The organism is Paenibacillus motobuensis, assembly GCF_039521865.1.
GTDB classification, from domain to species: Bacteria; Bacillota; Bacilli; order Paenibacillales; family Paenibacillaceae; genus Fontibacillus; species Fontibacillus motobuensis.
The window spans coordinates 24,498-49,812 of sequence record NZ_BAAACX010000027.1 but is presented as its reverse complement, the minus strand read 5'-3'; the positions used below and the strand labels follow the sequence as shown (position 1 = coordinate 49,812).

Annotated in this window: 24 protein-coding genes and 1 pseudogene; 20 read left to right on the top strand and 5 right to left on the bottom strand. The window is 45.9% G+C overall.

All coding sequences use genetic code 11. From position 1 onward, the window contains the following. The first annotated feature begins 242 nt into the window (after nucleotides 1-242). The 8 genes from ABD014_RS23365 to ABD014_RS23335 all read left to right on the top strand — a co-directional run bounded on the left by ABD014_RS23365 (nucleotide 243) and on the right by ABD014_RS23335 (nucleotide 9,497). The gene (locus ABD014_RS23365) at nucleotides 243-1,772 is read left to right on the top strand and encodes an ABC transporter ATP-binding protein (protein ID WP_343865430.1); all 1,530 of its coding nucleotides are present in this window, start codon (nucleotides 243-245) and stop codon (nucleotides 1,770-1,772) included. Further along, on the top strand, nucleotides 1,769-2,845 hold the full coding sequence (locus tag ABD014_RS23360) for an ABC transporter permease (protein ID WP_343865428.1): 1,077 nt from the start codon (nucleotides 1,769-1,771) through the stop codon (nucleotides 2,843-2,845). Before ABD014_RS23365 ends, ABD014_RS23360 begins: the two co-directional genes overlap by 4 nt. Then, nucleotides 2,829-3,782 (top strand): ABC transporter permease, encoded by a 954-nt coding sequence (locus ABD014_RS23355; RefSeq protein WP_343865426.1) that lies wholly within the window; start codon nucleotides 2,829-2,831, stop codon nucleotides 3,780-3,782. Before ABD014_RS23360 ends, ABD014_RS23355 begins: the two co-directional genes overlap by 17 nt. Before the next feature lie 410 nt (nucleotides 3,783-4,192). Further along, on the top strand, nucleotides 4,193-5,542 hold the full coding sequence (locus ABD014_RS23350) for a cytochrome ubiquinol oxidase subunit I (RefSeq protein WP_343865424.1): 1,350 nt from the start codon (nucleotides 4,193-4,195) through the stop codon (nucleotides 5,540-5,542). Further along, nucleotides 5,539-6,570, top strand: a complete 1,032-nt coding sequence (locus ABD014_RS23345; RefSeq protein WP_343865422.1) for a cytochrome d ubiquinol oxidase subunit II — start codon at nucleotides 5,539-5,541, stop codon at nucleotides 6,568-6,570. The genes ABD014_RS23350 and ABD014_RS23345 overlap by 4 nt, the downstream gene beginning before the upstream one ends. A 6-nt stretch (nucleotides 6,571-6,576) precedes the next feature. Beyond that, nucleotides 6,577-6,678, top strand: coding sequence for a cytochrome bd oxidase small subunit CydS family protein (cydS, locus tag ABD014_RS24910; RefSeq protein WP_379337225.1), 102 nt, complete (start codon nucleotides 6,577-6,579; stop codon nucleotides 6,676-6,678). 113 nt (nucleotides 6,679-6,791) lie between these two features. Beyond that, entirely contained in the window at nucleotides 6,792-7,742 is a 951-nt protein-coding gene (locus tag ABD014_RS23340) for an MBL fold metallo-hydrolase (protein ID WP_343865420.1), read from the top strand. A 129-nt stretch (nucleotides 7,743-7,871) separates the two neighbouring features. Continuing rightward, entirely contained in the window at nucleotides 7,872-9,497 is a 1,626-nt protein-coding gene (locus tag ABD014_RS23335; protein WP_343865418.1) for an ABC-F family ATP-binding cassette domain-containing protein, read from the top strand. Nucleotides 9,498-9,626: 129 nt separating this feature from the next. Here ABD014_RS23335 and ABD014_RS23330 read toward each other — a convergent pair whose 3' ends face one another. After that, a complete protein-coding gene (locus ABD014_RS23330) occupies nucleotides 9,627-9,812 on the bottom strand; it encodes a hypothetical protein (RefSeq protein WP_127002646.1) in 186 nt (61 codons plus the stop codon). Nucleotides 9,813-10,087: 275 nt separating this feature from the next. Here ABD014_RS23330 and ABD014_RS23325 point away from each other — a divergent pair, with 275 nt between their 5' ends. Both ABD014_RS23325 and ABD014_RS23320 read left to right on the top strand, forming a co-directional pair. Continuing rightward, entirely contained in the window at nucleotides 10,088-10,975 is an 888-nt protein-coding gene (locus ABD014_RS23325) for a cation diffusion facilitator family transporter (protein WP_343865417.1), read from the top strand. A gap of 296 nt (nucleotides 10,976-11,271) precedes the next feature. Beyond that, nucleotides 11,272-12,282 carry a C40 family peptidase gene (locus ABD014_RS23320; RefSeq protein ID WP_343865415.1) on the top strand — a complete coding sequence of 337 codons (1,011 nt, stop codon included), beginning with the start codon at nucleotides 11,272-11,274 and terminating at the stop codon, nucleotides 12,280-12,282. Between the two features lie 111 nt (nucleotides 12,283-12,393). Here the strand turns inward: ABD014_RS23320 and ABD014_RS23315 are convergent, their stop codons facing one another. Next, complete coding sequence (locus tag ABD014_RS23315; protein WP_343865413.1) at nucleotides 12,394-12,708, bottom strand: hypothetical protein; 315 nt, start codon at nucleotides 12,706-12,708, stop codon at nucleotides 12,394-12,396. A gap of 117 nt (nucleotides 12,709-12,825) precedes the next feature. On the opposite strand from ABD014_RS23315, the gene ABD014_RS23310 reads away from it, so the two are divergent. After that, nucleotides 12,826-13,398 carry a hypothetical protein gene (locus ABD014_RS23310; RefSeq protein ID WP_343865411.1) on the top strand — a complete coding sequence of 191 codons (573 nt, stop codon included), beginning with the start codon at nucleotides 12,826-12,828 and terminating at the stop codon, nucleotides 13,396-13,398. A gap of 50 nt (nucleotides 13,399-13,448) precedes the next feature. On the opposite strand, the gene ABD014_RS23305 is transcribed toward ABD014_RS23310, so the two are convergent. Continuing rightward, nucleotides 13,449-13,619 (bottom strand): DUF1328 domain-containing protein, encoded by a 171-nt coding sequence (locus ABD014_RS23305; RefSeq protein ID WP_343865409.1) that lies wholly within the window; start codon nucleotides 13,617-13,619, stop codon nucleotides 13,449-13,451. Between the two features lie 267 nt (nucleotides 13,620-13,886). Here ABD014_RS23305 and ABD014_RS23300 point away from each other — a divergent pair, with 267 nt between their 5' ends. The 9 genes and pseudogenes from ABD014_RS23300 (at nucleotide 13,887) to ABD014_RS23260 (ending at nucleotide 24,311) form a co-directional block, all read left to right on the top strand. Then, nucleotides 13,887-14,369, top strand: a complete 483-nt coding sequence (locus tag ABD014_RS23300; protein ID WP_343865407.1) for a DUF948 domain-containing protein — start codon at nucleotides 13,887-13,889, stop codon at nucleotides 14,367-14,369. Between the two features lie 205 nt (nucleotides 14,370-14,574). Continuing rightward, the gene (locus ABD014_RS23295; RefSeq protein ID WP_343865405.1) at nucleotides 14,575-14,916 is read left to right on the top strand and encodes a YflT domain-containing protein; all 342 of its coding nucleotides are present in this window, start codon (nucleotides 14,575-14,577) and stop codon (nucleotides 14,914-14,916) included. Nucleotides 14,917-15,417: 501 nt separating this feature from the next. Beyond that, nucleotides 15,418-16,578, top strand: coding sequence for a PP2C family protein-serine/threonine phosphatase (locus tag ABD014_RS23290; protein ID WP_343865403.1), 1,161 nt, complete (start codon nucleotides 15,418-15,420; stop codon nucleotides 16,576-16,578). 1 nt (nucleotide 16,579) lies between these two features. Then, the gene (locus ABD014_RS23285) at nucleotides 16,580-20,251 is read left to right on the top strand and encodes a response regulator (protein ID WP_343865401.1); all 3,672 of its coding nucleotides are present in this window, start codon (nucleotides 16,580-16,582) and stop codon (nucleotides 20,249-20,251) included. A gap of 43 nt (nucleotides 20,252-20,294) precedes the next feature. Beyond that, nucleotides 20,295-21,170 carry a CheR family methyltransferase gene (locus tag ABD014_RS23280; protein WP_343865399.1) on the top strand — a complete coding sequence of 292 codons (876 nt, stop codon included), beginning with the start codon at nucleotides 20,295-20,297 and terminating at the stop codon, nucleotides 21,168-21,170. Between the two features lie 30 nt (nucleotides 21,171-21,200). Beyond that, nucleotides 21,201-22,385, top strand: a pseudogene (locus tag ABD014_RS23275) (ATP-binding response regulator); the annotation flags it as partial. Nucleotides 22,386-22,724: 339 nt separating this feature from the next. Further along, nucleotides 22,725-23,060: an STAS domain-containing protein gene (locus ABD014_RS23270; RefSeq protein WP_343865397.1), complete on the top strand. Its 336-nt coding sequence runs from the start codon at nucleotides 22,725-22,727 to the stop codon at nucleotides 23,058-23,060. Between the two features lie 19 nt (nucleotides 23,061-23,079). Further along, nucleotides 23,080-23,532 carry an anti-sigma B factor RsbW gene (gene rsbW / locus ABD014_RS23265; protein ID WP_343865395.1) on the top strand — a complete coding sequence of 151 codons (453 nt, stop codon included), beginning with the start codon at nucleotides 23,080-23,082 and terminating at the stop codon, nucleotides 23,530-23,532. Then, complete coding sequence (locus tag ABD014_RS23260) at nucleotides 23,529-24,311, top strand: sigma-70 family RNA polymerase sigma factor (RefSeq protein WP_343865393.1); 783 nt, start codon at nucleotides 23,529-23,531, stop codon at nucleotides 24,309-24,311. Before rsbW ends, ABD014_RS23260 begins: the two co-directional genes overlap by 4 nt. A 58-nt stretch (nucleotides 24,312-24,369) precedes the next feature. Here the strand turns inward: ABD014_RS23260 and ABD014_RS23255 are convergent, their stop codons facing one another. Then, nucleotides 24,370-24,594, bottom strand: a complete 225-nt coding sequence (locus ABD014_RS23255) for a hypothetical protein (RefSeq protein WP_343865391.1) — start codon at nucleotides 24,592-24,594, stop codon at nucleotides 24,370-24,372. A 244-nt stretch (nucleotides 24,595-24,838) separates the two neighbouring features. Next, nucleotides 24,839-25,270 carry a YtxH domain-containing protein gene (locus ABD014_RS23250; RefSeq protein ID WP_343865389.1) on the bottom strand — a complete coding sequence of 144 codons (432 nt, stop codon included), beginning with the start codon at nucleotides 25,268-25,270 and terminating at the stop codon, nucleotides 24,839-24,841. Between the last annotated feature and the right edge of the window lie 45 nt (nucleotides 25,271-25,315).

The following is a 25,315-nucleotide window of genomic DNA, read 5'->3' as shown; positions in this document are numbered from 1 at the left end:
ATCAATTGAATCGACGTAATCCTAGAAGCAAGCGACATCGAGTTTAATAAAAAAGACGGAGTTTCCTCCGTCTTTTTTTAAGGTAACGAAGAGAATATGCAGCAAGGGTATACATCCTGATATCGCAAGCAAATTGACCATTTGCCGAGGTCTTTCTCGTTGAGGTGCGTCGATTGGCGTTTTTCTGGTTAACTTCCGAACCACACAAAACTTACTATTAATGAAGGAGAGATCCCTATACCATGGACTATGTTGTCGAGATGGTGGGCATCCGCAAGGAATTTCCGGGTATCGTTGCCAATGATGACATTACGATTAGGCTGCAGAAGGGCGAGATTCATGCCCTGCTGGGTGAGAACGGGGCAGGCAAATCAACGTTGATGAGCATCCTGTTCGGAATGTATCAGCCTGACCGTGGAGTTATTAAGGTTAAAGGCCAGGAAGTGCGGATTTCGAATCCGAATGTGGCGAACAAGCTTGGCATCGGGATGGTGCACCAGCATTTCAAGCTGGTTGAGCCATTTACCGTGACCGAGAATATTATTCTAGGCAGTGAGACTCGCAAATTTTTCTTCGGCCTGGACGTGAGAACCGCTGCCAAGCGGGTAGAGGAACTGTCCAAGAAATACGGCCTCAATGTAGACCCCTATGCCAAGATCGAAGATATTTCGGTGGGCATGCAGCAGAGGGTTGAGATTCTTAAGATGTTATACCGCGATGCGGAAGTACTCATCTTCGACGAGCCGACCGCAGTGTTGACTCCACAGGAGATCAAAGACCTGCAGGATATCATGAAGAATCTGGTTAATGAAGGTAAGTCTATTATTTTGATTACCCACAAGCTGAAGGAGATCAAAGCAGTCGCAGACCGATGCACCGTTATTCGCCGTGGGAAGACGATCGGAACAGTGAATGTTGCCGACACCAGCCGCGAAGAAATGGCTGAAATGATGGTAGGACGCAGCGTCTCCTTCAAGGTAGACAAAGAAGAGAGCAAGCCGGGTAAAACCGTGCTTGAGATCCAATCGCTCACGGTGAAGAACAGTAAGAAGGTCGAAGCGCTTAAATCCTTCAGTCTTAGTCTACAAGCCGGCGAGATATTAGGGATTGCAGGGGTAGATGGCAATGGGCAGTCTGAGCTAATTGAAGCTATTACTGGTCTTCGTCCGGTGGAGAGCGGGACCATAACCTTAAATGGAAAGACTCTAAATGACTTGTCCATTCGCCAGCGCAACGACAGTGGAATTGGACATATTCCTGAGGACCGCCAGAAGCGGGGACTAGTGCTGGATTACACGCTCGAGGAGAATCTAATTCTTGAAGTGTACAATCGGCAGCCATACTCCAAGAAGGGTCTACTTCAGTCAGCAGCGATCAGTGAGCATGCAGAGCATATTATTCAAAGCTTCGATGTTCGGTCAGGAACAGGCGGAAGTTCAATCGTTCGCTCGATGTCAGGAGGCAACCAGCAGAAGGCGATTATCGGACGAGAAGTAGAACGCGATCCCGACCTTCTGATTGCGGTTCAACCGACCCGGGGGCTTGATGTAGGCTCTATCGAGTATATTCACAAGCGCCTTGTGGAGCAGCGAGATAGGGGCAAAGCCGTTCTACTCGTCTCGTTGGAGCTAGATGAAGTAATGAATCTGGCTGATCGTATCGCGGTTATTAATAATGGCGAACTGATAGGGATTGTCAATGCCTCCGAAACGAACGAAAGAGAGCTCGGGCTGATGATGGCCGGGTATCATAAGGAGGAGGGCACCGCATGAATAACAGCGTTAAATCGTTGCTTGCCGTTCTGTTCGGACTTATCGCAGGGGCATTGCTTATGGCGGTGACTGGTCATAATCCGGTAGAAGGGTATATGTATCTCATCCAGGGCGGACTGAAGAACCCGGAAAGGATCGGAAATACGCTGGCGACTGCAACTCCGCTTATCCTGACAGGTTTATCAGTTGCGTTCGCGTTCCGTACCGGATTGTTTAATATCGGAGCGGCTGGACAGATGCTTATCGGTGGCTTCTCTGCTACAGCCATAGGTTTAACACTGCATCTGCCTAGTGCGATTCTTCTGCCGTTGATGATAATCATCGGGTTTATCGGCGGTGCTCTGTGGGCTGTGATCCCGGGCTTCTTGAAGGCCAAATATAACGTGCATGAAGTTGTATCTACGATCATGATGAACTGGATTGCCTACTGGACGGTATATTATGTCGTTCCAGCTTATTTCAAAGGAACGAGCCTGGAGACAGAATCGCGTCAGCTCCCGCCAGAAGCGATGTTGCATCAGCAGTGGCTAAGCGACTTATTCCAAGGATCTTACATCAATCTGGGCTTTTTTGTCGCGGTAATCGCCGTGCTGTTGGTCGCATTCCTGATTAACAAGACGACGCTTGGTTATGAGCTGAAGGCGGTCGGATTCAACCGTCACGCGGCTGAATATGCAGGCATTGCTGTTAAACGGAGCATTGTGCTGTCTATGTTTATTTCTGGTGGTATCGCCGGCCTGGCAGGGGTTGCACAATACACAGGGAATGCGTCGAGCATTCAGATCGGTATTTTGCCAACCCAAGGTTTTGACGGCATTGCTGTTGCGTTGCTTGGCAGCAATACACCATTGGGCGTATTAATGTCGGCCCTGTTCTTCGGCCTGTTATATTCCGGTAGGGGATTCATGAATGCCATGACTGAAATCCCGCCAGAAATTGCTGATACTATCATCGCCATCATTATTTATTTTGCCGCGACAAGCATTCTTATCGAACGACTGATTCGCAAGCTGAAGGTGCGTCGTGCAGCAAATAAAAAGCAGGGGGAACAAGACCATGTGGACAACGCTTGAACAGATTTTTCCGTATGCTATCGTGTTCACTATCCCGCTTTTGATTACCGCCCTGGGCGCATTGTTCAGTGAACGAAGCGGGGTCGTGAATATCGGTCTCGACGGTTTGATGATTGTCGGTTCATTTACCGGCGCTTTTGTCGTATCGAAGCTACAGGAACATTATCTGGGCTCGTGGTGGGTTCTGTGGGTAGGACTGCTGGCTGCTGCTGTGGTAAGCGCATTATTCTCATTGTTGCATGCCTTTGCGAGTATCAATCTGAGCGCTAATCAGATTATTAGTGGTACGGCAATCAATATGATTGCCGGCGCATTGACCATCTTCCTGGCACGTAATATGACCGGTAGCGGGAATATTCGGATCACACAGGGCTTCATGCCTTTTAATTTCCCTGGGCTATCCAAGATTCCAATCATTGGGGACTTGTTCTTCACCAAAATGTATGCGTCGACATTGTTAGTCGTAATCATTCTCTTAGTCAGTGCATTTCTGCTGTACAAGACGCCATTTGGCCTCCGTCTTCGTTCTTGTGGTGAGCATCCGCATGCTGCTGAAGCAGCAGGTATCCGTGTGAGAGCGATGCGTTATATCGGCGTTATGATCTCCGGGGCATTTGCCGGGCTGGGCGGGGCGACAATTCTATTGACTTACTCGGGAGAGTTTACCGGGAATGTGGCGGGCCTTGGTTTCCTTGCCTTGGCTTCGTTAATTTTCGGTCAATGGAAGCCGATGGGCATCTTGCTGGCAACCCTATTCTTCGGCTTCGCCAGCACCGTAGCTAACGTATCGCAGGTCATTCCGTCGCTGGCCGTATTCCCGCCAGTCATTCTTAAGATTCTCCCTTATGTGGTGACACTGATCGCCTTGGTTATCTTCTCGAAATCGTCCAATGCACCGAAGGCTGTCGGAGAGCCTTTTGATTCTGGAAAACGGTAAAGTCGGCATAGGATTGCGGCGACAGTCGCAATCAATTTGCGCCGAAGTTGAATGCGACAAGAGCCGAGAGTGCCGCTGTGCTGAATCGAATGATGGAGAAGTTGACATACGATAAGTAAGGCCATGTTCCAGCCATATGACAATCGTGGGGCTGTCCCGTTAGGGGCAGCCCTTTGCGTTGTATTCAGGAATAAAAAGGAACATGAAAGACACAATAAGCTTATGGAAATTTAAGGGGGCAGGATCATGAGTTCGAGAAGACAGGAGAAGAAGCTGGCGCTGGTCAGCCTTGTGATAGCAGTTATTATGCTGTATGCCTTCATCAAGAGCCTGCTGAGATTTCTGAATTACTATTGATATAGAAGGCTCATCCTGCAGACCACTATGTTCAACTAGAGAGGAAGATCGTCATGTCTTATGATCCGGTTACGCTCAGTCGTATTCTTACCGGACTTACCCTGTTCGTACATATCGTGTTTGCTTCGCTTGGCGTTGGTGTACCGTTAATGATCGCACTGGCGGAGTGGAGAGGGATTCAGACCCAGGATCCTCAATATTCCTTGCTGGCTCGAAGATGGGCGCGCGGCTTCGTGATCTCCGTTGCAGTCGGTGTCGTTACCGGGACATCGATCGGGCTGCAGCTTAGCCTGCTCTGGCCGACCTTTATGCGTGTAGCAGGACATGCTATCGCTCTGCCGCTCTTTATGGAGACATTCGCTTTTTTCATTGAAGCAATCTTCCTCGGGATTTATTTGTATACCTGGGATCGCTTCAAGCGTCCGATGCTGCACTTGCTTCTATTGATCCCCGTAGCGATCGGATCGTCCGCCTCAGCCTTTTTTATAACGACTTTGAACGCATTTATGAATACGCCGCAGGGCTTCACACTCAAGAACGGAGTATTTACCGACGTGCATCCGCTCGTCGCCATGTTCAATCCGGCTACACCGACCAAGGTATCCCACGTACTTGCTTCTTCCTATACGGTGAGTGCTTGTCTATTGGCGGGGGTCGCTGCTTACAGCTTGCTGATGGGGCGGAAGGAGGCCTATTTCAAAAAAGCGTTGAAGCTGACGGTAACGTCCGCCTTCATATTTGCTCTGTCCACAGCGATCATCGGAGATTTCTCGGGCAAGTTCCTGGCCAAGTATCAGCCGGAGAAGCTAGCTGCCGCTGAATGGCATTTCGAGACGAGGCGAGAGGCGCCCTTAGTCTTTGGCGGCGTGTTGGATGAGAACAATAAAGTCAGGTACGGGCTTGAAATCCCTTATGCACTCAGTATTCTAGCCGGGAATAAGCCGGATACGAAGGTGATCGGGTTGAATGAATTCCCGGAGGACGAACGTCCGCCTCTATTCATTCACTATATGTTTGATTTGAAGGTGACGATTGGTATACTGCTTGTTCTGATCCCATTCCTATATATGATCAGGCGTTTGCTGCCTGGGAACCGGCATGGCGGATATCCGAAGTGGCTGCTGCTCGGTATCTTGCTGCTGGGACCACTGGCGGTCGTAGCGATTGAGTTAGGCTGGCTGTTTGCCGAATTTGGCCGTCAACCCTGGATTGTGCGCGGGTATATGAAGGTGGGAGAAGCGGCGACGACCTCGAATAGCGTAGGCTCTATGCTCCTACTGTTCGCATTGCTGTACATCGTGCTGTGCGGCTCATGCGTCATCGTGTTAGCCAGATTGTTCCGCAGCAAGGATGTCGTTGATGAAATGCGTGAGCTTGGGATTGAAGGAGGAACGGTAAAATGAGCTATGAATTGGTCGGTATCACGGTACTGTGGACGTTTCTGTTCGGATATTTAATCGTTGCCTCTGTCGATTTCGGAGCGGGATTTTTTAGCTATTACAGCGTGATTACGGGACATGAGAACAAGGTGCATAGCATTATCCAGCGCTATTTGTCCCCGGTATGGGAAGTCACCAACGTATTTCTAATCTTCTTCGTGGTTGGCCTTGTCGGCTTCTTTCCCGACTCTGCTTATTTTTACGGCACGGCGCTGCTCATTCCCGGCAGTCTGGTGACAGTGCTGCTTGCACTTCGGGGTGCCTACTATGCCTATAATACTTATGGCAGCAGTAAAGAAGACAACAAAATATACATGGCGATCTATGGAGCGACCGGCCTTCTAATCCCTGCGGCTCTCTCTACGATACTGGCCATTTCCGAAGGCGGCATCATTACGGAGGTAAATAATAAGGTACATCTGAACTGGGGCTCCTTCTTCAGCAATCCGTATACCTGGTCGGTCATCATCCTAGCGCTCGTATCTGTGCTCTATATCTCCGCGATGTTCCTGACCTACTATGCAGACAAAGCGGGGGACCGTGCAGCCTTTGAAGTGCTGCGTGGTTATGCGCTCTGGTGGAGCGGTCCGACTATTCTTGCCTGTGTATTCGCCTTCTTCCAAATCAACAGGCAGAATCCCGAGCATTTCAGCAATATGCTAGGCATCGCCTGGGTGTTCATTCTCTCACTGATCTGCTACCTGGTTGCTGTCTATCTGGTATGGAAGCGGAGGAACCTTGGCTGGACCTTCATACTTGTCATGTTGCAGTTCGGGTTCGCCTGGTATGGCTATGGTCATTCTCATCTGCCGTATATTCTGTATAAGCAAGTCAGCATTCATGAGAGCTTCACCAATGAGACGATGGCAGTGGCCTTAATTACTGTTTTTATCGCCGGGCTGTTCGTGCTTATTCCTTCGCTGATCATCCTGCTCCGGTTGTTCTTGTTTGATGCCAAATACGTGCGCGGCAGTTCGCCAAAGAAAGGATAGGAGAGCATGGAGAAATTTATTATTTTCGTAGCTCCTGAGCTGGTGATTGTCATTGCCGTCGCTTTTCTGTTTCTGTATTCATTCCGGTATAAAGATCCCTCGGATTGAAATTGAAATTTGGAATGACGGGATAGTTGTTTTACAATAGGGTTAAGTCGTACAGGCGGAATTTCAATGGCTCTCATAGGATGAAGGGGACTGGAAGGAGGAGCCAATACAAGATGGCAAGGAAGCGTTACAACAATTTGGACAATGTCGGGACAGACCGGACACTGAAGCAGTTCAAGCAGTGGCGGGATGAACGCCGTAGAAAGCGTAAGGATTATTCGTACGTCATTCCTAATTTCCCCCCGGATCTGGCTTTTTTGAAGGGAAACCGCTCTGAACTATCCGTTACCTGGATTGGGCATGCAACCTTCCTAATTCAGTATGCAGGTTTGAATCTAGTTACCGACCCGGTCTGGGCTAAGCGGATGGGATTCCAGCGGAGGTTAGGCACCCCGGGAATACCGCTGCAGGACATTCCGGAGATTGACGTCATTCTTATATCTCATTCTCATTATGATCATATGCATTTAGCTTCAATCCGTAGATTATATGGGAGCAAGACAAAGCTCGTCGTCCCCAGCGGGTTAAAGCGTAAAATGGTTCGCAAAGGCTTCGAGCGCACTTATGAGCTCGGCTGGTGGGAGGAGCTGCAGCTTGACAATGTGAAGATCACATTTGTCCCTACCCAGCACTGGACACGCCGAACCCCATGGGATACGAACACGTCGCATTGGGGCGGATTCGTGCTTGAGTTGTGTGGTGAGACGGCAGAGGCGAGATTGCAGAAGCATCCTATCGTGTATTTTGCTGGCGATAGCGGATATTTCAGAGGGTTCGCTGAGATCGGCCAGCGCTTTGAGATCGACATCGCTCTCTTGCCGATCGGTGCTTATGAGCCGGAATGGTTCATGACCTCCCAGCATACGACACCGGAAGAGGCGCTGCAGGCGTTTGAGGACGTTCGGGCCAAACTGATGGTGCCGATGCATTATGGCACGTTCAGGCTGGCGGATGATACGGCGCGCGAGGCGCTGGATCGACTTGAAGCGGACCGGACTCGCCGCGGCATTCCAGAGGAACAGATTCGCGTATTGCACCATGGAGAGACATTGAGGTGGCCGTAAGAGAAGCGGTCGCCTTATTTTTTTTGTAGAGTCGTTCCTGATCGCCTTGAATCACTCAACTTATAACTGGAACTATGTTATAATGTTGAACCAGTAGTGTCATTATTTAAAAAGGATGGTAATGCCTAAATGATAAGTACTAGCGGTGTAACGCTCCGTTATGGAAAACGAGCACTTTTTGAGGATGTAAATATAAAATTCACGGCAGGCAACTGCTACGGCCTGATTGGGGCAAACGGAGCGGGCAAATCGACGTTCCTGAAGATTCTGTCCGGCGAAATTGAACCGAATCAAGGCGAAGTATTCATGACGCCGAATGAGCGGATGGCAGTCCTCAAGCAGAACCATTATGAATATGATGAGTTTCCTGTGTTGGAGACTGTAATTATGGGACATGAGCGCCTGTATTCGATTATGAAAGAGAAGGATGCCCTGTATGCCAAGGCGGATTTCTCCGAGGAAGATGGTATGCGTGCCGGTGAGCTGGAAGGCGAATTTGCCGAGCTGAATGGCTGGGATGCTGAACCAGATGCTGCTGCATTGCTGATTGGTCTTGGTATTGCGCGTGAAATGCATGATAAGAAAATGTCAGAGCTCAGCGGGAATGAGAAGGTCCGCGTTCTCCTGGCCCAGGCTTTGTTCGGACGCCCGAACAATTTGCTGCTTGACGAGCCTACTAACCATTTGGACTTGGAATCGATTCAGTGGCTTGAGAACTTCCTTATGGATTATGAAGGCACAGTTATCGTTGTATCCCACGACCGTCACTTCCTGAATAAAGTGTGTACACACATCGCTGATATCGACTTTGGTAAAATCCAGCTCTATGTCGGCAACTATGACTTCTGGTATGAATCCAGCCAGCTCGCGCAGCAGTTGCAGCGCGACGCGAACAAGAAGAAGGAAGAGAAGATCAAAGAGCTGCAAGCCTTTATTCAGCGCTTCTCGGCGAATGCCTCGAAATCGAAGCAGGCAACTTCCCGTAAGAAGCAGCTCGACAAAATTACACTCGATGACATCCGTCCTTCGAACCGTAAATATCCGTTTCTGCACTTCAAGGGTGAACGCGAGGCAGGCAAGCAGTTGCTGACCGTAGACGGCGTTACGAAGATGGTAGAGAACGAGAAAATACTGGATAATGTCAGCTTTGTGGTGAACAAAGGCGATAAGATCGCTTTTGTCGGACCGAATGGTCTGCCGAAGACGACGTTGTTCCAAGTGCTGATGGGCGAGCTTGAAGTGGATTCCGGCGAATACAGCTGGGGCGTAACGACATCTCAGGCTTATTTCCCTAAGGATAATTCCAGCTATTTCGATGGGGTGGAGATGAATCTCGTGGATTGGCTGCGCCAATATTCCAATGATCAGGATGAGACATTCTTGCGTGGCTTCCTCGGCCGGATGTTATTCTCTGGTGAAGAGGCACTCAAGAAGGCTTCGGTACTGTCCGGGGGCGAGAAGGTGCGCTGTATGCTGGCGAAGATGATGTTGAATGGCGCTAACGTGCTGTTGTTCGATGAGCCGACCAACCACCTTGATTTGGAATCGATCACGGCGCTGAATAACGGATTAATCGATTTTGATGGAACAATTCTGTTCACTTCCCATGACCATCAATTCATTCAGACGATCGCCAACCGCATTATCGAGATTACGCCAAGCGGAATCATCGATCGTATTATGAGCTATGATGAGTACTTGGAGAGCGAAGAGATTCAGGCTCTGCGCAAGAGCATGTATCCTGAAGAAGCTTAACAATCCTTCGACCTTTTGTTCTGCAACTTGAATATCGGAAGAGAGATTCGCATAAATCAAAAGAGCCGGGAACTGTCTAAAATAGACGGGTTCTCGGCTCTTTGTCTTTGTTCTCATTGTAATAGTTGCCTATGATCCGCCAGTACGGCGGCGCTGGTTGTTCGGCTTTTTGTTGTTTTGACTCTTAAGTGTTTTTATTTGATTGGCATTTTTGGCCCCTGGTTTGTTGGCCGCCTGCTGCTCCTTTTTTTGCTGAAGTTTCTGGCGCATTGCTTCGGCCAAGTCAATCTTACGAGGCTCATTATTTTCTGTCATCGATATCATCCCCTTCTGGTTCAAGAACAAGCTTGACTTTATTGTATACGTTTTTAAAAAGGGGAACAACGGGAATGATGATTTAAATTGAAAAGTACGCAAAATGGGGAGTTTCGGGCGGTCTCAGCTGACTTTTCCTTGGTGCAACACTGTTTCTATAGACCCACACGATTTTCATCTGGTACGATGTAGTAACCCTTTTGATATTAGAGGTAGTTTTTGAACCGTTCACTAATAGTGTTGTAGTTTGTAAGGCAAGTATGGAGGTGTGGGGCTTGAATGTATACGAGGATATACGGAAAGGCGAACGCGGGGCTTGGTTAAGCATCGCAGCCTACGTAACATTGTCTGCTTTTAAGCTGATTAGTGGTTATATATTCGCTTCGAGCGCGCTGCTCGCGGACGGATTCAACAATTTAACGGATATTGTCGCTTCGCTCGCTGTATTAATCGGGTTGCGGATTTCGCAGAAACCGCCAGACTCTGATCATGCGTACGGGCATTTTCGTGCGGAGACCGTGGCCGCACTTATAGCTTCTTTCATTATGGCGATGGTTGGAATTCAGGTAATAATCGGGGCGATCCGCTCGCTATTCGCGGGGAATGAGACGAAGCCTGATTTATGGTCTGCGGGGATAGCCATCATCTGTGCTGTTGTGATGGGCGGCGTATACTTATATAATCGCGGACTGGCTCAGCAGATTAACAATCAGGCGCTAATGGCGGCGGCTAAGGACAATTTCTCAGACGCCCTGGTTAGTGTAGGAGCGGCTGTAGGAATTATTGGGGCGCAATTCGGTATGCCATGGCTTGATATCGTAGCCGCTCTGGCGGTAGGGGTGTTGATATGCAAGACCGCTTGGGACATATTCAGGGACTCGACATATCGGTTGACGGACGGCTTTGATGAGGAACAGCTTGGGGACCTGCGCGGGACGATCTCGCGGATTCCAGGGGTGGAGAGGATTAAGGATCTGAAGGCACGTGTCCATGGCAACCACGTTCTCGTCGATGTGGTAATCGAGGTTGATCCACATTTAACTGTGCTTGAGGGCCACAAAATTTGTGATACGGTGGAAGAGCGGATGAGTCGGACCAAGAATGTGATGCATGTCCATGTACATGTAGAACCCGGAGAAGAAGAGGCTGAACAAGTAGAGTAGAAGCTCAAATTTCAATAAAATAGTATATCGCACATAAGCGAAGTCGGCAGAAAGAGCTCTGTCGGCTTTTTTTATTATAGAATTTGAAGTAGTGTTGGTTATTATTGGGTTTGTGGGTAATATGTCCTTCTTTTTGGAGTGGAATTTAGGCATTTTGTCGTAAAAGAAATACATAACACGAAAATCGACGCATTTAGACAAAATTCGATAAGGGATATAATGGGGACGAGTCCAGAGAAAGGCGACTTATATAATATTCGTCTAATCTGACCAATATCATCCACAAGGAGGCAACTATGAAACGCAGCACGACAATCCTGATATTGAGCGCAATTCTACTAACTACCTCTTACACGGCTGTACAGGACAGGGCATCAGCAGCTTCAGTTGCGACGCAGACGTCGATGAAGGGACAAATTGTAAGCAGTGTCAATCTCCGCGATCAACCTTCCACTTCCGGTAAAATTATCGGGCTGGTGAAGAAGGGGACAACAGTAACTATTTTGGAGAATAGCAACAATTACTTCTTTAAAGTGAAGACTTCGGACGGGAAGACCGGCTATGTCAGCTCGTCCAGCAAATACATCTCTGCTAGCGGTGGAAATTCGGTGCCTGCGGCACCTGAGCAAACAAGCGCAACGGTCATCTATGGGGTGAATTTGCGAACCGCTCCGTCTACCACCTCCGGCAAGGTAATCACGATGCTCAAGAAGGGAACGGTAGTTACAATTCTGGAGAAGAGCAATGACAGCTTCTACAAAGTGAGAACGTCGGACGGGAAGACCGGGTATGTGAGCAGTTTAAGCAAATACTTGCAGCTCAAAGGGTCCGCTCCGGGTTCAAATGATGGAGTATCGGAATCCAACCAGGCTAAGATTGCCAAAGTTATCAGCACAGGCAAGAAATATTTAGGGACTCCCTATGAATACGGATCGGACCGCAATTCAACGACGACATTTGATTGCTCTGCTTTTGTAAGACAGGCCTATAAAGAGGCACTCGGGATCGTGCTTCCCGCCGATTCGCGGAAGCAAGGGGCATGGGTGAAGGACAACGGCACGGCGGTATCGAGCATTAGCAAGCTGAAGGCAGGCGATCTGATCTTCTTCATGAGCTACAAGGGCTCATCTGCGGCAGCATATAAGAATGTCGACAAGAGCAAGCAGACAATTACCCATGTAGCTATGTATTTGGGTGACGGCAAAATGATCCACACCTATTCGAAGGAGTCGGGTGGAGTGCGGATCGATCAGCTTGATGGTTCGTGGGAATATCGTTTCCTGTATGGAGGAAGCGTACTGAAATAGAACAACTTAACTAGAGCTATAAATTAAGAAGAAGACTCTCCGATTTGGAGAGCCTTCTTCTTTTGTCATGTAGCCTACAGATAATAATAGGTTAAGGCGTTTATTTATCTATTAATAACTAGGAACATACCCTGGAATATTGATCCAGGCCTCTCCGAACCAAGTGTAAATCTGCAACCAGTCACCGAGGATATTACCGGTTGGACGGACTACCTGTGGTTCAAGAGAGCCCAATGATTTGCCTCCTGGTGCAGCATAGAACACGGTAATTGCGGACAATTCGATCGGGTTTGGCTCTGCAACGGATATATACGGGGCCCATTCATCATTTTGCTGCACAGGACTGATAGAATAGTCCGCCGATGCGCCGCCTGTAACTAAGGCCGAGAAAATAATAGATGTTAATATTACTGTAAGTTTCTTCATGATATAAAACCTCCTTGGTTCATCATTTTTGAAATGCTTGTATCCATGTATTAAACTTTAGAGAGGCGTTAGAATCAGGAAAAGCAAAAATCACATCAGAAAAAGAGGGTTTCACTAATGAAAAAAGGCAGGCTAATCATAGGCAGCATAATTATTTTGCTCGTTGTTCTAATTACAGCTATCGTGCTTTATATCCGGCCATCACGCACATTAGATATGAATTATTCAGAGTTGAATTGGAAGAATAAGCTCGTAGAAATGGTTGAAAGTCGTAATACCGAATTAACCCTAACTGAGAGCGATGTGAACAATTTATTAAAGAAGGGGTTAACGGAATATGTCGCTGAGCATGATTTGCCATTTCAAATTATAGGAGCGGATTTCAAGCTGAATGGAAATCAGATTATCGCGAACATGAATGGGGCTTGGGGACTCGTAAACTTTGGGGCTACCGCAAAATATAGTGTGGAATATGCTGATGGAACACTGCTGCTTAATCCTAGCTCCGTAGAGGTAAGAAATATATCGATTTCGCCTGAGAGAATTGGACTTGAAGCGATGACAATACATTTGACCGACTATATTCCGAAATTGGTCACGATTAATGAAGTGAATTTTCCAGGAAAGGCTATTCAAATAAAATTCACACTTGATTTACTTGAACTTTTTAATTATCTTCAATCTTCATAAAGCGACAAATAGGCCCGCCTGATTTTAGGCGGGCCTATTTGAGTGTAATGCTACCTTATGGAGTTCCTTCGATTTCCTGTGATTAGCGAAATGATGAATAGGATCAGGAAGATGAAGAATAGCACCTTGGCGATGGAAGTGGCAGCGGCAACGATATTAAAGAAACCGAATATACCGGCAACCAAAGCTATAATCAGAAAAATTAATGACCACTTTAACATGAGATACCTTCCTTTCATAGAAAATTATTGTATAGTGTTAAGTGAAAGTCTTAAGTGAACCGAAATACATAATTAACCGCGCAATAATGGATAAGCTGATGTTCACTTGCTTTACCATTAAACCTGGAGCCTTAAGATTGAAACATAAGCCGGCAACCTTATGACACGGTGCGTTACCGAACCATAAGGTGGCTTTTGGGATTGTTTCGTCAATAATCTCCAGGGGTAACAAGGAATAATGACATAGGCAGAAGGTGAGGGAGAGTTATGATTTGGCAAATTAGCGTTGCAGTTATTGCTGTCGCTTTTGCAGTTCTTGTCGTATTTTTGGTCAAGACTTTAGTGTCGGCACAACAATCATTGAACAAGACAACTGAGACATTGCAAGAAATTAAAGAGACGATTGATGAACTAAGTACAGAGGTTCAAGGGGTGGTCAGGCAAGCTAATACGATCACAATCGACCTGCAGCATAAAATGGAGCAGATAGATCCGGTTATGGAATCTGTCAAAAATGTAGGTGAAGTGTTAAATGAAGTTACGGTAGCTGCCAGGCAGGTGTCGACTGCTCTGATCGGCAGGATGAAGAAACCAAAAGCGTCACGATCAGAACGGACAGAACAGCTGACTGCGGTTAAAGCAGAAGCCCCGGCGGATCAAAAAATCCATGAATCTTCAGGTGGGCAGCAGCAGCGTTGGGTAAAATGGGTAGATATTGCAGCCACGATGTGGCAGAAATATCGTGCTTGATATCATTTCACTTTTATATGGGTTAAAGACAACTCCGAATTCATCTTTCCAGGATGAGTACGGAGTTGTTTTTATATAGCTTTGTTATTTCAGAAATTTTAAGTGAATATATGTTTCATCGAAAATAAGCGAGGGTAAATACAATTAAGCTAGTAATAGTCTTGGCTACAGTCACAACCATTTTCATTGAAAAGGAGAGAGTACAATGAGTACATTCGATAACAAAGCATATGCTAGAGTGGTTGAGAACGGTATACAAGCGGTGGAGGCAGTTCAGGAACTCCGTAATGCCGGTTATCTTTCCGAAAATATTTATGTTATAGATCATGATGAAGATAGAACTGGAGAGATTGCTGAGGTTGCAAGGGCAAATGAGGTAGGGATTGAAGAGGAAGGCGCTTTGTCGGCGATTGCCAATATATTCCGATCTCGAGGCGATGAACTTAGAGCGAAAATCGTTTCTCTTGGTTTTACCCAATCCGAGGCAGAATTTTATGAAAGAGAACTGGATCTTGGTAAAGTGTTGGTTATTGTCAGTCGTGTCTGAGTTCGTTCATATAGGTAAACGAATTTGAAATCAGGGATAAGGAATGGGCGAGAAGCGCCCATTCCTTATCTTAGTTTTTAAATCAGCGATTTTGCACTTTTATAGAGGTTGTTCAAAAAGTCCAATTTTGATCACGAAGACACTGAAAGCTTATTCGACATCGAATCTTGAATTCAGCCGGGCCTAAGTAAATGCTTACGAAGTCATGTTCCCTACGGAAACATCTCAGGTGCTCACGTACAAACTACAAGCAAATGCTTCCGAGGTCGTTTTCTACGAAAACGTGAAGCTCCGCTCCTCAGACCCTAGCTTCATCCAACTGAAGCGTTTTAAAAAAACGCACATCGGAAGCATAAGCTTCGGTGCTGAAAACCGGCCTTTTTGAACACGCACTTGTAGTTATCCCTTTCGAAAATGCACGAAGGGAACAATTGGAAAATGCTATAGTTACACATAGATAAAATTACACGATCTAAAAGTAGAGAAAGTAAGGAGATTAATATGCGGATATTAATTGTGGATGACAATCCAACAAATATATTGGTGGTTCGTGAGATTCTTAAGCGGGAAAACTATCAGGATACAGTTGATGCTACTTCTGCTTTTGGAATGTTTCAAAGATTAGGCATTAGGGGCAACGAGGATGATACGAATATGATAACATCGGACATCGACCTGATTTTGCTTGATATGATGATGCCTGAAATAGATGGGATTGAGGCCTGTCGGATTTTGCAGAGGTATGAGAAATTGAAGGATATTCCGGTCATCATGGTAACGGCTATTGGAGATTCACGTAAGTTGGCCGAAGCGTTGGACGCTGGTGCGGTGGACTATGTAACCAAACCGATTAATAAGGTAGAGCTTATGGCTCGCATTCGCCTAGCCATTCGACTTAAAGAAGAGAAAGACTGGCATAAAGAAAGAGACCAGCGGATTCAAGCTGAGCTGAAGCTGGCTGCATTAGTGCAGAATGCTGTATTAAGTTCTCCGCTTCAGGAGCCAGGGATAGAGATTGATGCCATATACAAGCCATCCTTTGAGCTCGCGGGAGATTTATACTCCTGGTATCCACTCGGAGAGGGGAAATATGGGGTCATTCTACTCGATATTATGGGACATGGTATTTCCTCATCGTTATTTTGCATGTTTATTGCTTCATTATTAAAAGGAATCATGAGTTCCTTTGTTGAGCCGGATCAGGTTATATCGGAATTAAATCGACGTTTTAACCAATTGCATATTGATAATCAGCTTATTCAGTACTATTTCACAGCCATCTATCTATTGGTAGATACGAAGAATAAAAGAATAGATTATGTAAACGCGGGACATCCGCCAGGTTTGTTCTATCAGGATGGAACAGTCACTAGATTAGAGACCGTTTGTCCACCCGTCGGATTGCTTGATAAGCTAGAGGCAGAAACCCAAACGCTCCATTATGAGGGGAATGGGCGAGTTGTGTTGTATACGGATGGGTTAGTGGAAGGATTAGAAGGCACTTCGGAACAACAATTTGAATTTCTGGAAAGAACGCTTTTGGATCGACCCCTCTACGACCGTGAGGAAATGGAAAGATTATTATTTACTGATGATTCATCTGGAGAACGTGAAGATGATAAATGCCTGGTATGGATTTCGCTCATAGGAGGAGAGATGTGATTTGAAGATTAGAAGCAAACTTCTGTTGGGCTTTAGCCTACTATTGATGATTATCCTGGTGCTCGGTTTTATCCATTTAGATCGTCTTAAGTACATGAACTCACAATTAGACCGCATTTACTCGGAAAGATATCTGATGATCAAGAATTCAACCGGAATGCACGGTGATATTAATGATTTGGCCCGGATTTCAACGAATTTAGTGCAGATACAGGATGAAGCAAAAATTACGGCTGGAAGAAAGATGATTGAGAGTAAGCAGGAATCCGCAATGCAGTACCTGTCTGCGATTAAGAGTATGGTGGATACAGCAGAGGAACGCAGGTTGATCAAAATCAATGAGACTTTCTTTAATGAGTTCGTTAATTATGAGGGGAATTTGCTCGATTTGCTTGATAAAGGCCAGTATGAAAGTGCTCAGTCCTATCGCATTTCTAATGGTCAGGCGCTGCTGGATGAACTGTTGAACGCTTTGAGCGATACAAGGGATTATTTCGACGCTCAGATTGAGACGGAAATCGCGAACACAAAGCAGGAATACAGCCGTTCCATTAATATTATGATCATTACCATGGTGCTAGGTTTACTCGTAGGAATTGGGGTTGTATTATGGGTGCTCCCAAGTATTGCCCGGGGACTTTATAACGTTAGCGGGATGATACGACATTTCGCCCGGGGAAATCTTGAGGCAATAATGTCAACACATGTTCCGATGAAAGACGAGATTGGTGAGGTTGCTACTACCTTCAAGGAGATGACTGAGGATCTGATAGAAAAGCAAGAAATTGAGAGTAGGTACATGAAGCATCAGGAGGATCAATCTTGGCTGAATAAGAATTTAGCCCGGATTAATGAACTGCTGCATGGTATAGATTCATTGGATGAGATCGCGCAAATGTTTATCAGTGAATTTACACCTGTGCTTGGAGCGAGATATGGAACTCTTTATATCAGACGTATGGAAGAGAATCCGAATAAGCTTCAATTATGTGGATCCTATTCGCGGGATGATGCTATCGAGTCTCGGGATGTGTTTAATATTGGCGAGGGCCTGATTGGACAAGCAGCAATGGACAAAAAACCGATTTTTTTGCTAGAGGCTCCTGCTGATTATGTCTCGGTTCGGTCTGGCCTGGGAGGTGCGACACCACCACATATTTTAATTTATCCTGTGATGTTTGAGGAGGAAGTCCTAGGGGTAGTGGAATTAGCAAAGTTTAATTCGTTTACTCCATTGGAAGAACAACTGCTGTCGAAACTATCCGATAACCTGGGGATTATTCTGAATAATATTATGGGACGGATTCGTGTTGAGGAATTGCTGCGGGAATCTCAAGCTATGACTGAGGAACTCCAGGTACAATCCGAAGAACTTCAGACTCATCAGGAAGAACTGCGCAGATCGAATGAGAACCTTGGCAAACAGACAGAGGCTCTAAAAAGATCCGAAGAGCTGCTGCAGCGACAGCAAGAAGAGCTTGAGCATTACAACACGGAGCTGATTGCGAAGACGCGTGCTTTGGAAGAGCAGGTTCATCGTGTAGAGGAGAAGAATAACGAAATTGAGAAAACGAAGCGTGAGTTGGAGCAGCATGCTTCCCAGCTTGCGGTAACCAGTAAATATAAATCCGAGTTTCTGGCCAACATGTCGCATGAGCTGCGGACACCGCTCAACAGCTTATTAATTCTTTCGCAGCTTCTATATGAGAACAAAGAGAATAATTTGTCCCCTAAGCAGGTGGAATATGCGCAAACGATTCATAATTCAGGATCTGACCTGCTTAAGATGATCGATGAGATCCTTGATTTGTCCAAGGTTGATGCGGGCAAGATGGAGATTCATGAAGAGCTGTATACCATACATGACCTCACAGAGTACGTTAAGCAAAATTATGGGCCGGTAGCTATGGATAACAATATTGGTCTGCAAATTGAAGTCGCCGACTCCGTTCCCGAGCAGCTTCGTACGGATGGACATCGCGTGAAGCAGATCATACGCAACTTGCTTTCCAACGCCCTGAAATTTACCAACCGTGGTTATGTTTCACTCATTATTGATTTGGCAGAGTCGGAGGATGTACCTCATTACCTTGATAGCAGCAGTGAATATATAGCTTTGAAGGTGAAAGACACCGGCATTGGTATACCAGAGGATAAGCTCGAGTTAGTCTTTGGGGCCTTTCAGCAGGTTGACGGTACTACAAGCCGGAATTACGGAGGAACAGGACTAGGACTATCCATAAGCCGAGGTCTGGCCGAATTGCTTGGCGGCGGTATTACGGTAGAGTCTGTAGAAGGGAAGGGGAGTCAGTTCACTTTATTTTTGCCAAAGGAACCTTCGCCTGAATTGTTTATTTCAGACAAGGAGGTTGCGGCGGCACATCAGCTGCCGGTCCTTTTTGGCCAGAGTGAACCGTATTCTCATCATCCTGCCGGAACGGAGCTGGAACTGCCAGAGCCTAGCAAGCCTGCCGATGATCGAGACGATTTGTCTGCGGATGATAAGATACTGCTGATTATTGAGGATGATGTTCATTTTGCTCAAATATTGCAGGATATGTCGCATGAGCATGGATTTAAATCGCTCGTTGCTGTACAGGGGGATGAAGGCCTGGAAATGGCCCGTAAATACTTGCCTGAAGCCATTATTCTCGATATTCAACTGCCAGTCATGGATGGTTGGGCTATTTTGAATGAATTGAAGAGTAGTGCTGCTACAAGACATATTCCGGTACATGTGATCTCTGTCGTTGATGACGTGAAACAAGGGCTTATGATGGGGGCTATCGCTTATTTGAAGAAACCGTCTTCCAGGGAACAGCTGGAAAAAGCTTTTAACTATATTGAATCGTATACGGAGAAGGATCTTAAGTATTTATTGGTCGTCGAGGACGATGCTATCCAGCGACAATCGATTACGGCGTTAATCGGACATGATGACGTAGTCATAAAGGCCGTCTCAACCGGCAGAGAGGCAATTCAAGAATTGATGAACAGACACTATGACTGTATGGTGCTTGATTTAATGCTGACGGATATGACAGGGTTTCAACTGCTGGACAAGATTCGCGATAATGAGAATTTGACGAATCTGCCGATTATCATCTATACAGGCAAGGATCTGGATGGTAAGGAAGAAATGAAGCTAAGAAAGTATGCGGAATCCATCATTATTAAAGATGTAAAGTCTCCTGAGCGATTGCTGGATGAGACCACGTTATTCCTTCATCGGGTTGAGGCTGATCTGCCTGAGGACAAACGAAAGATTCTGCAGAAGCTGCACAATAAGGAAGAGTTGTTTGAGAAGAAGAAAATACTTCTCGTCGATGATGATGTTCGCAATGTCTTTGCTCTGTCCAGCGTGCTTGAAGGTTATCGTATGAACGTAGTCTTTGCCGAGAATGGCAGGGAGGCGCTGGATATTTTGCAGAAACATAAAGACTTTGATCTGGTACTGATGGATATGATGATGCCGGAGATGGACGGGTACGAGGCGATGCGGAGGATTCGCGAAATGCCGGAGTATAAGAAGCTGCCTATCATTGCTCTTACAGCCAAGGCTATGAAAGAGGATCGTTCCAAATGTATTGAGGCCGGGGCGTCCGACTATGTGAAAAAACCGATCCAGACCGATCAGTTGTTGTCATTGATGCGTGTGTGGCTGTATTCATAATGAGCACGTGATAAATAAGTTCAGAGAAATCGGAGTTGGTGCTATGACATCAAGTGATTATACGCAATTAGAGGAGCATAAAGCTATTGACGATGAGAATCAGAGCGAGCGTGAGCTAATCGAGATTGAATTACTGCTAGAGGGAATTCATCGGTTATACGGCTATGATTTTCGCAATTATGCACTTCCTTCCCTGCGCAGAAGGATATGGCATCATGTACATGTAGAACAGCTGCAGAGTATATCCGGACTGCAGGAAAAGGTGCTGCATGATCGCTCCTGCTTTGAAAGGCTGGTGTACGCCCTTTCTATTCCAGTCACGGAAATGTTCCGGGACCCTTCCTTGTTCCGGACTTTTCGCGAGAAGGTGGTACCTATACTTCGCACCTATCCTTACATCCGCATATGGCATGCCGGCTGCTCAACAGGGGAGGAAGTCTATTCCATGGCCATATTGCTGTATGAAGAAGGATTGTATGACAAGTCTCGAATCTATGCTACGGATATGAATGACAGATCGCTGCAAGCCGCAAAAGATGGAGTTTTTGATATTCAAAGAATGAAGAAATACACCAAGAATTATATCGACGCCGGAGGGATGCATTCCTTTTCCGAGTACTATACGGCACAGTATAACTCCGTTATTTTCCAACCCTTTTTGAAGAAGAACATTATTTTTGCGGAGCACAATTTGGCTACGGATCGTTCTTTTAATGAGTTCAATGTCATTTTCTGCAGAAACGTGATGATCTATTTCAACGAGACGCTTCGTAATAGGGTGCATGCCTTGTTTCATGAAAGCTTGGGCCATTTTGGCGTACTTGTATTGGGAGCTAAGGAATCAGTCAATTTTTCGAATTATCAGAGCTGTTATGAACCATTGGATCGGAATGAGAAGATATATCGTAAAATCAAATGATTATGAGATCACGGAGGATTTGTAATAGCTATGGATAGTGGGAGTAATCCAATTCGCATCATGCTGGTCGACGACCGCCCCGAGAATTTACTAGCCTTGGAAGCCGTTCTGAAGAGTGAACAATATAGCTTGGTTAAGGCCACTTCAGGAGTAGAAGCCTTAAGGTACTTGCTGCGGGATGAGTATGCCGTCATCGTACTGGATGTACAAATGCCGGGGATGGACGGTATTGAGACAGCCAAGCTGATTAAGGCGCGTGACAAGACCAAGGATATACCGATTATTTTTATATCGGCCAATAGTAAGGATGCTGAGCATTTGTTTGAGGGGTACTCCGTTGGGGCCATCGATTATATGGTAAAACCGTTCATTCCGCAAATTTTAAAATCAAAGATCGAGGGCTTTATCGACATGTATTTGGCGAACCAGCGACTTAAAACCCAGAGTATGCTGCTCAAGCAAAAGACGCAGGAGCTGGAGCGAACGAATCAGGAACTGGTCAAAGCGAAGGAAGCTGTCGAGATAGCTGCTAATGCGAAGACAGAATTTCTGGCGATGATGAGTCATGAAATCCGTACTCCTATGAACGGGGTGATCGGGATGATTGATTTGTTGCTTGATACCGAACTAAAGGATGAGCAGAAACAATACGCTGAGATTATTCGCGGGAGCGCGGATACATTGGTAGCCGTGATTAATGATATTCTCGATTTTACAAAGATGGAGTCGGGCAAAATGGAGCTGGAGGAAATTTCGTTCGAAATAGAAGGGGTCGTACAAGAGGTGATTAGCTTGTTTACTGTCGATGCGAGCCGTAAGGGGCTGAAGCTTGCATACGTCATCCATGAAGAAATCCCTCCGATGATCTATGGGGATATGAACCGACTACGACAGGTGTTGATTAATTTAATTGCTAACGCAGTGAAGTTCACGGATGAGGGCGAGATTTTCCTTGAGGTTGTACCCAAGCCTGAGGCTGCTTCTCCTGATCGATATATGCTTGAGTTTTCGGTTAAGGATACGGGGATCGGCATATCTAGCGATCAAATGGATCGCCTGTTTAAGCCCTTCTCTCAGCTGGACTCATCAATGACTAGAAAATATGGGGGGACAGGCCTTGGTCTTGCAATCTGCCAAACCCTGGTTCAAATGATGGGTGGAGAGATTCGCGTAGAGACGAGCCAGGAGAGGGGAGCTAAGTTTATTTTTACAATACTGGCAGCTCCTTATAAAGTTTATGTTTCAAATGAGGGTACAGCGGGTTAATATATTGTGTGTTCAAAAAGGCCGGTTTTCAGTACCGAAGCTTATGCTTCCTATGTGCGTTTTTTTAAAACGCTTCAGTTGGATGAAGCTAGGGCGTGAGGAGCGGAGCTACACGTTTTCGTAGAAAACGACCTCGGAAGCATTTGCTTGTAGTTTGTACGTGAGCACCGGAAGGCCCGGGTGAATTCAAGATTCGATGTCGAATAAGCTCCCAGAATAGCTTCGTGATCAAAAGTGGACTTTTTGAACAACCTCATATAGAGAAATTATTTTTCGGGAGTGAATGCTATGATAACAAATAAAAATGATAAATTTGCCGTAAATACGATTTGCGAGAATGGCTCTTGTACCATTTATATGCATGGTGAGTTGGACTTATCCGTTGCTCCTGATTTTCGCAAAATGATAGAGCCGTTTGTGACGGATCAGAATACCAAGTTGATCCTTAATCTTAAGGAGCTTGAGTATATTGATAGTACGGGGATTGGAATCCTGCTCTCAATTCTAAAAGCGAGAAATGGTATGAATGCTGAATTCTATATTGAGGAAGTGCCGGGGCAAATTCAAAAGCTGTTTGACATGACAGGGATAACCAAGTTTTTCACTGTACAGGAGAATTCCTAAGGGAAAGGATAGAGTAAGAATGATAGAGGAAGTTCAAACCGTTGTAATTAGTTTGCCGGCCACTGCGGAGTATGTAGATATTGTAAGGTTAAACCTGTATGGTATAGCCTCCAAAATGGGATTCTCCTATGAGGAGATTGAGGATATGAAGGTAGCTATATCTGAAGCATGCAACAACGCGGTTCTATATGCTTACAAGCATGGGAACGGTGTAATGGAGGTAACCTTTGAAGTATCTTCTGATGCCTTGATCATAACAGTCAGAGACGAAGGGGAGAGCTTTGACATGTGGAACATGGCGGATGAGGCAGCCTCGCTTCATGACAAAGAGCTAAGTGACATACAAATCGGCGGTCTGGGGTTCTATTTGATGCAGGCGCTGATGGATGACGTGGATGTCGTGAGCGAAGCTGGTAAAGGGACAAAGGTCGTTATGATTAAGCGACTAAATATAACCAGGGAACTTGCATGAATGTGAATACGACTCCCCATGAGTCCTGGAATGAATCAATCCGTATGATCATGGAATATCAACAGAGCGGAAGTAAAGAATTAGCATCTAAATTGATTCAGAAATATGAGCCTATAGTTAAAATAGCCGCAGGTAAAATTTCACGCAATCGTCCGGATCTGTATGAAGATCTGAATCAAGTAGGTCAAATGGCTATGATCCGCCTGCTGCAGCAGTATGATGCCCAGTTGGGCGTACCTTTTGAGCCCTATGCGATGAAGAGTATTATAGGCCATATGAAGAATTTCCTGCGAGATAAATCATGGTACCTACAGGTTCCGAGACGGATTAAGGAAAAGGGAGCGACGGTCCAGCTTGCGATCGATGAGTTGACCGTGAAGCTGGAGCGATCGCCTCGCGTAGAGGAAATTGCCGATCACTTGGAGCTTTCGGAGGAAGAAACATTGGAGATCCTTGCTGGCAGGGAATGTTATCATTATGTCTCATTGGATTCTCCAATATCTCAAGAGGAAAGCGCTGCCACGCTCGGCGAAATGATCAGCTCGGAGGCAGATGATTACGATACGCTTGAGAAAAGAATGGACTTGCTGCAGGCGCTGGACGAACTTCAGGAACAAGAGAAGCAGGTGCTGTTGTTAGCTTTTGAGGAAGGCCAGTCCCAGCGTGCGATCGCACAAAAATTGGGCGTCTCGCAAATGAGTATATCTAGAATTCAGAGAAGGGCGACGGAGAAGCTAAGGCAAATGATGTCTAGTAATAATCAAGTTGATTACATGTAGATTAAGAAACACACCGTATTTTGGATACGGTGTGTTTCAGTTGCAAGGGAAAGCCTGTTTACTGTTCTGGATCAGACTTTAGGCCGTTCTCATGATCTTCACTGTTTGTTTTCATTTGCTCCATGTCTTCTCCGAGCTGGACCAAATCCTCCATATCGTTAATCATCGATCCGTTCTCGGCATCATCAATATCTTTATGTTTTGTATAATCCCCTTGCTTGACCTTATTGATCTGTTGTCTGACATAATCCTCTTGTTCTTGCTCAGGAGTTTTGGACGCCATGTTTAACAATCCCCTTTCTGAAAGGTATTTTGTTACGGCTGTAACTGAATATATTCCTGCAGCTCTTTAATGTAGTCCCCGATCATCGGTAGGTTGACGAACAGACTCGGTAGAGGTGCTTGATTCTTTAAGATAGGGTTCAGCCATTTAGATTTCCTCCCAACCTACTTTTTTATACAAGAAATCAGCCAGTGGACTGAACTGGCTGATTTATGAATTTCATAAACTTATGAAGAAGCCGGCGTTAGCCTTTTAGATCACGTTTGGCATTGGCAGCCGTTTTCTCTACTTCATCAGCAGCTTCATGAGAGAGCTGCTTTGTCTTATCGAAGACTTTAGTGGATTCTTCAGAGATTGTACCGGAGACATCAGCCGCTGCTTCTTTTACGCTGGACATCACTTGGCTCGCACCGGATCCCACTGAATCGGCAAGATCCGAAGTTTTTTCTGAGACGGTCTTGGCCAGATCTGTGACCTTGTCTTTAGCAACATTAGCGATTTCCTTTGACTTATCCGCTGTTGCACTTATTTTCTCCGACAGATCACTTCGCAGCTCTCGTCCTGATTTAGGAGCAAACAAGAGGGCAGCCGCTGCTCCAAGCAAAGCTCCGATGACGATTCCTTTTGTTAAGTTTGAATTTCCTTGTATTTGAGCGTTAGTCTCTTCTGTATTCATGTAAATCACTCCTTAATACGTTGATAAAGTTAACTTATTTACTGC

Bases quoted from the DNA above. Each gene is read 5' to 3' on its own strand.
- ABD014_RS23255 (WP_343865391.1), bottom strand. From the start codon at position 24,594: ATGGCGTCCAAAACTCCTGAGCAAGAACAAGAGGATTATGTCAGACAA.
- ABD014_RS23295 (WP_343865405.1), top strand. From the start codon at position 14,575: ATGAGTACATTCGATAACAAAGCATATGCTAGAGTGGTTGAGAACGGT.
- ABD014_RS23260 (WP_343865393.1), top strand. From the start codon at position 23,529: ATGAATGTGAATACGACTCCCCATGAGTCCTGGAATGAATCAATCCGT.
- ABD014_RS23310 (WP_343865411.1), top strand. From the start codon at position 12,826: ATGAAAAAAGGCAGGCTAATCATAGGCAGCATAATTATTTTGCTCGTT.
- ABD014_RS23250 (WP_343865389.1), bottom strand. From the start codon at position 25,270: ATGAATACAGAAGAGACTAACGCTCAAATACAAGGAAATTCAAACTTA.
- ABD014_RS23290 (WP_343865403.1), top strand. From the start codon at position 15,418: ATGCGGATATTAATTGTGGATGACAATCCAACAAATATATTGGTGGTT.
- ABD014_RS23340 (WP_343865420.1), top strand. From the start codon at position 6,792: ATGGCAAGGAAGCGTTACAACAATTTGGACAATGTCGGGACAGACCGG.
- ABD014_RS23330 (WP_127002646.1), bottom strand. From the start codon at position 9,812: ATGACAGAAAATAATGAGCCTCGTAAGATTGACTTGGCCGAAGCAATG.
- ABD014_RS23315 (WP_343865413.1), bottom strand. From the start codon at position 12,708: ATGAAGAAACTTACAGTAATATTAACATCTATTATTTTCTCGGCCTTA.
- ABD014_RS23280 (WP_343865399.1), top strand. From the start codon at position 20,295: ATGACATCAAGTGATTATACGCAATTAGAGGAGCATAAAGCTATTGAC.
- ABD014_RS23365 (WP_343865430.1), top strand. From the start codon at position 243: ATGGACTATGTTGTCGAGATGGTGGGCATCCGCAAGGAATTTCCGGGT.
- ABD014_RS23305 (WP_343865409.1), bottom strand. From the start codon at position 13,619: ATGTTAAAGTGGTCATTAATTTTTCTGATTATAGCTTTGGTTGCCGGT.
- ABD014_RS23345 (WP_343865422.1), top strand. From the start codon at position 5,539: ATGAGCTATGAATTGGTCGGTATCACGGTACTGTGGACGTTTCTGTTC.
- rsbW (WP_343865395.1), top strand. From the start codon at position 23,080: ATGATAGAGGAAGTTCAAACCGTTGTAATTAGTTTGCCGGCCACTGCG.
- ABD014_RS23300 (WP_343865407.1), top strand. From the start codon at position 13,887: ATGATTTGGCAAATTAGCGTTGCAGTTATTGCTGTCGCTTTTGCAGTT.
- cydS (WP_379337225.1), top strand. From the start codon at position 6,577: ATGGAGAAATTTATTATTTTCGTAGCTCCTGAGCTGGTGATTGTCATT.
- ABD014_RS23270 (WP_343865397.1), top strand. From the start codon at position 22,725: ATGATAACAAATAAAAATGATAAATTTGCCGTAAATACGATTTGCGAG.
- ABD014_RS23335 (WP_343865418.1), top strand. From the start codon at position 7,872: ATGATAAGTACTAGCGGTGTAACGCTCCGTTATGGAAAACGAGCACTT.
- ABD014_RS23350 (WP_343865424.1), top strand. From the start codon at position 4,193: ATGTCTTATGATCCGGTTACGCTCAGTCGTATTCTTACCGGACTTACC.
- ABD014_RS23360 (WP_343865428.1), top strand. From the start codon at position 1,769: ATGAATAACAGCGTTAAATCGTTGCTTGCCGTTCTGTTCGGACTTATC.
- ABD014_RS23320 (WP_343865415.1), top strand. From the start codon at position 11,272: ATGAAACGCAGCACGACAATCCTGATATTGAGCGCAATTCTACTAACT.
- ABD014_RS23355 (WP_343865426.1), top strand. From the start codon at position 2,829: ATGTGGACAACGCTTGAACAGATTTTTCCGTATGCTATCGTGTTCACT.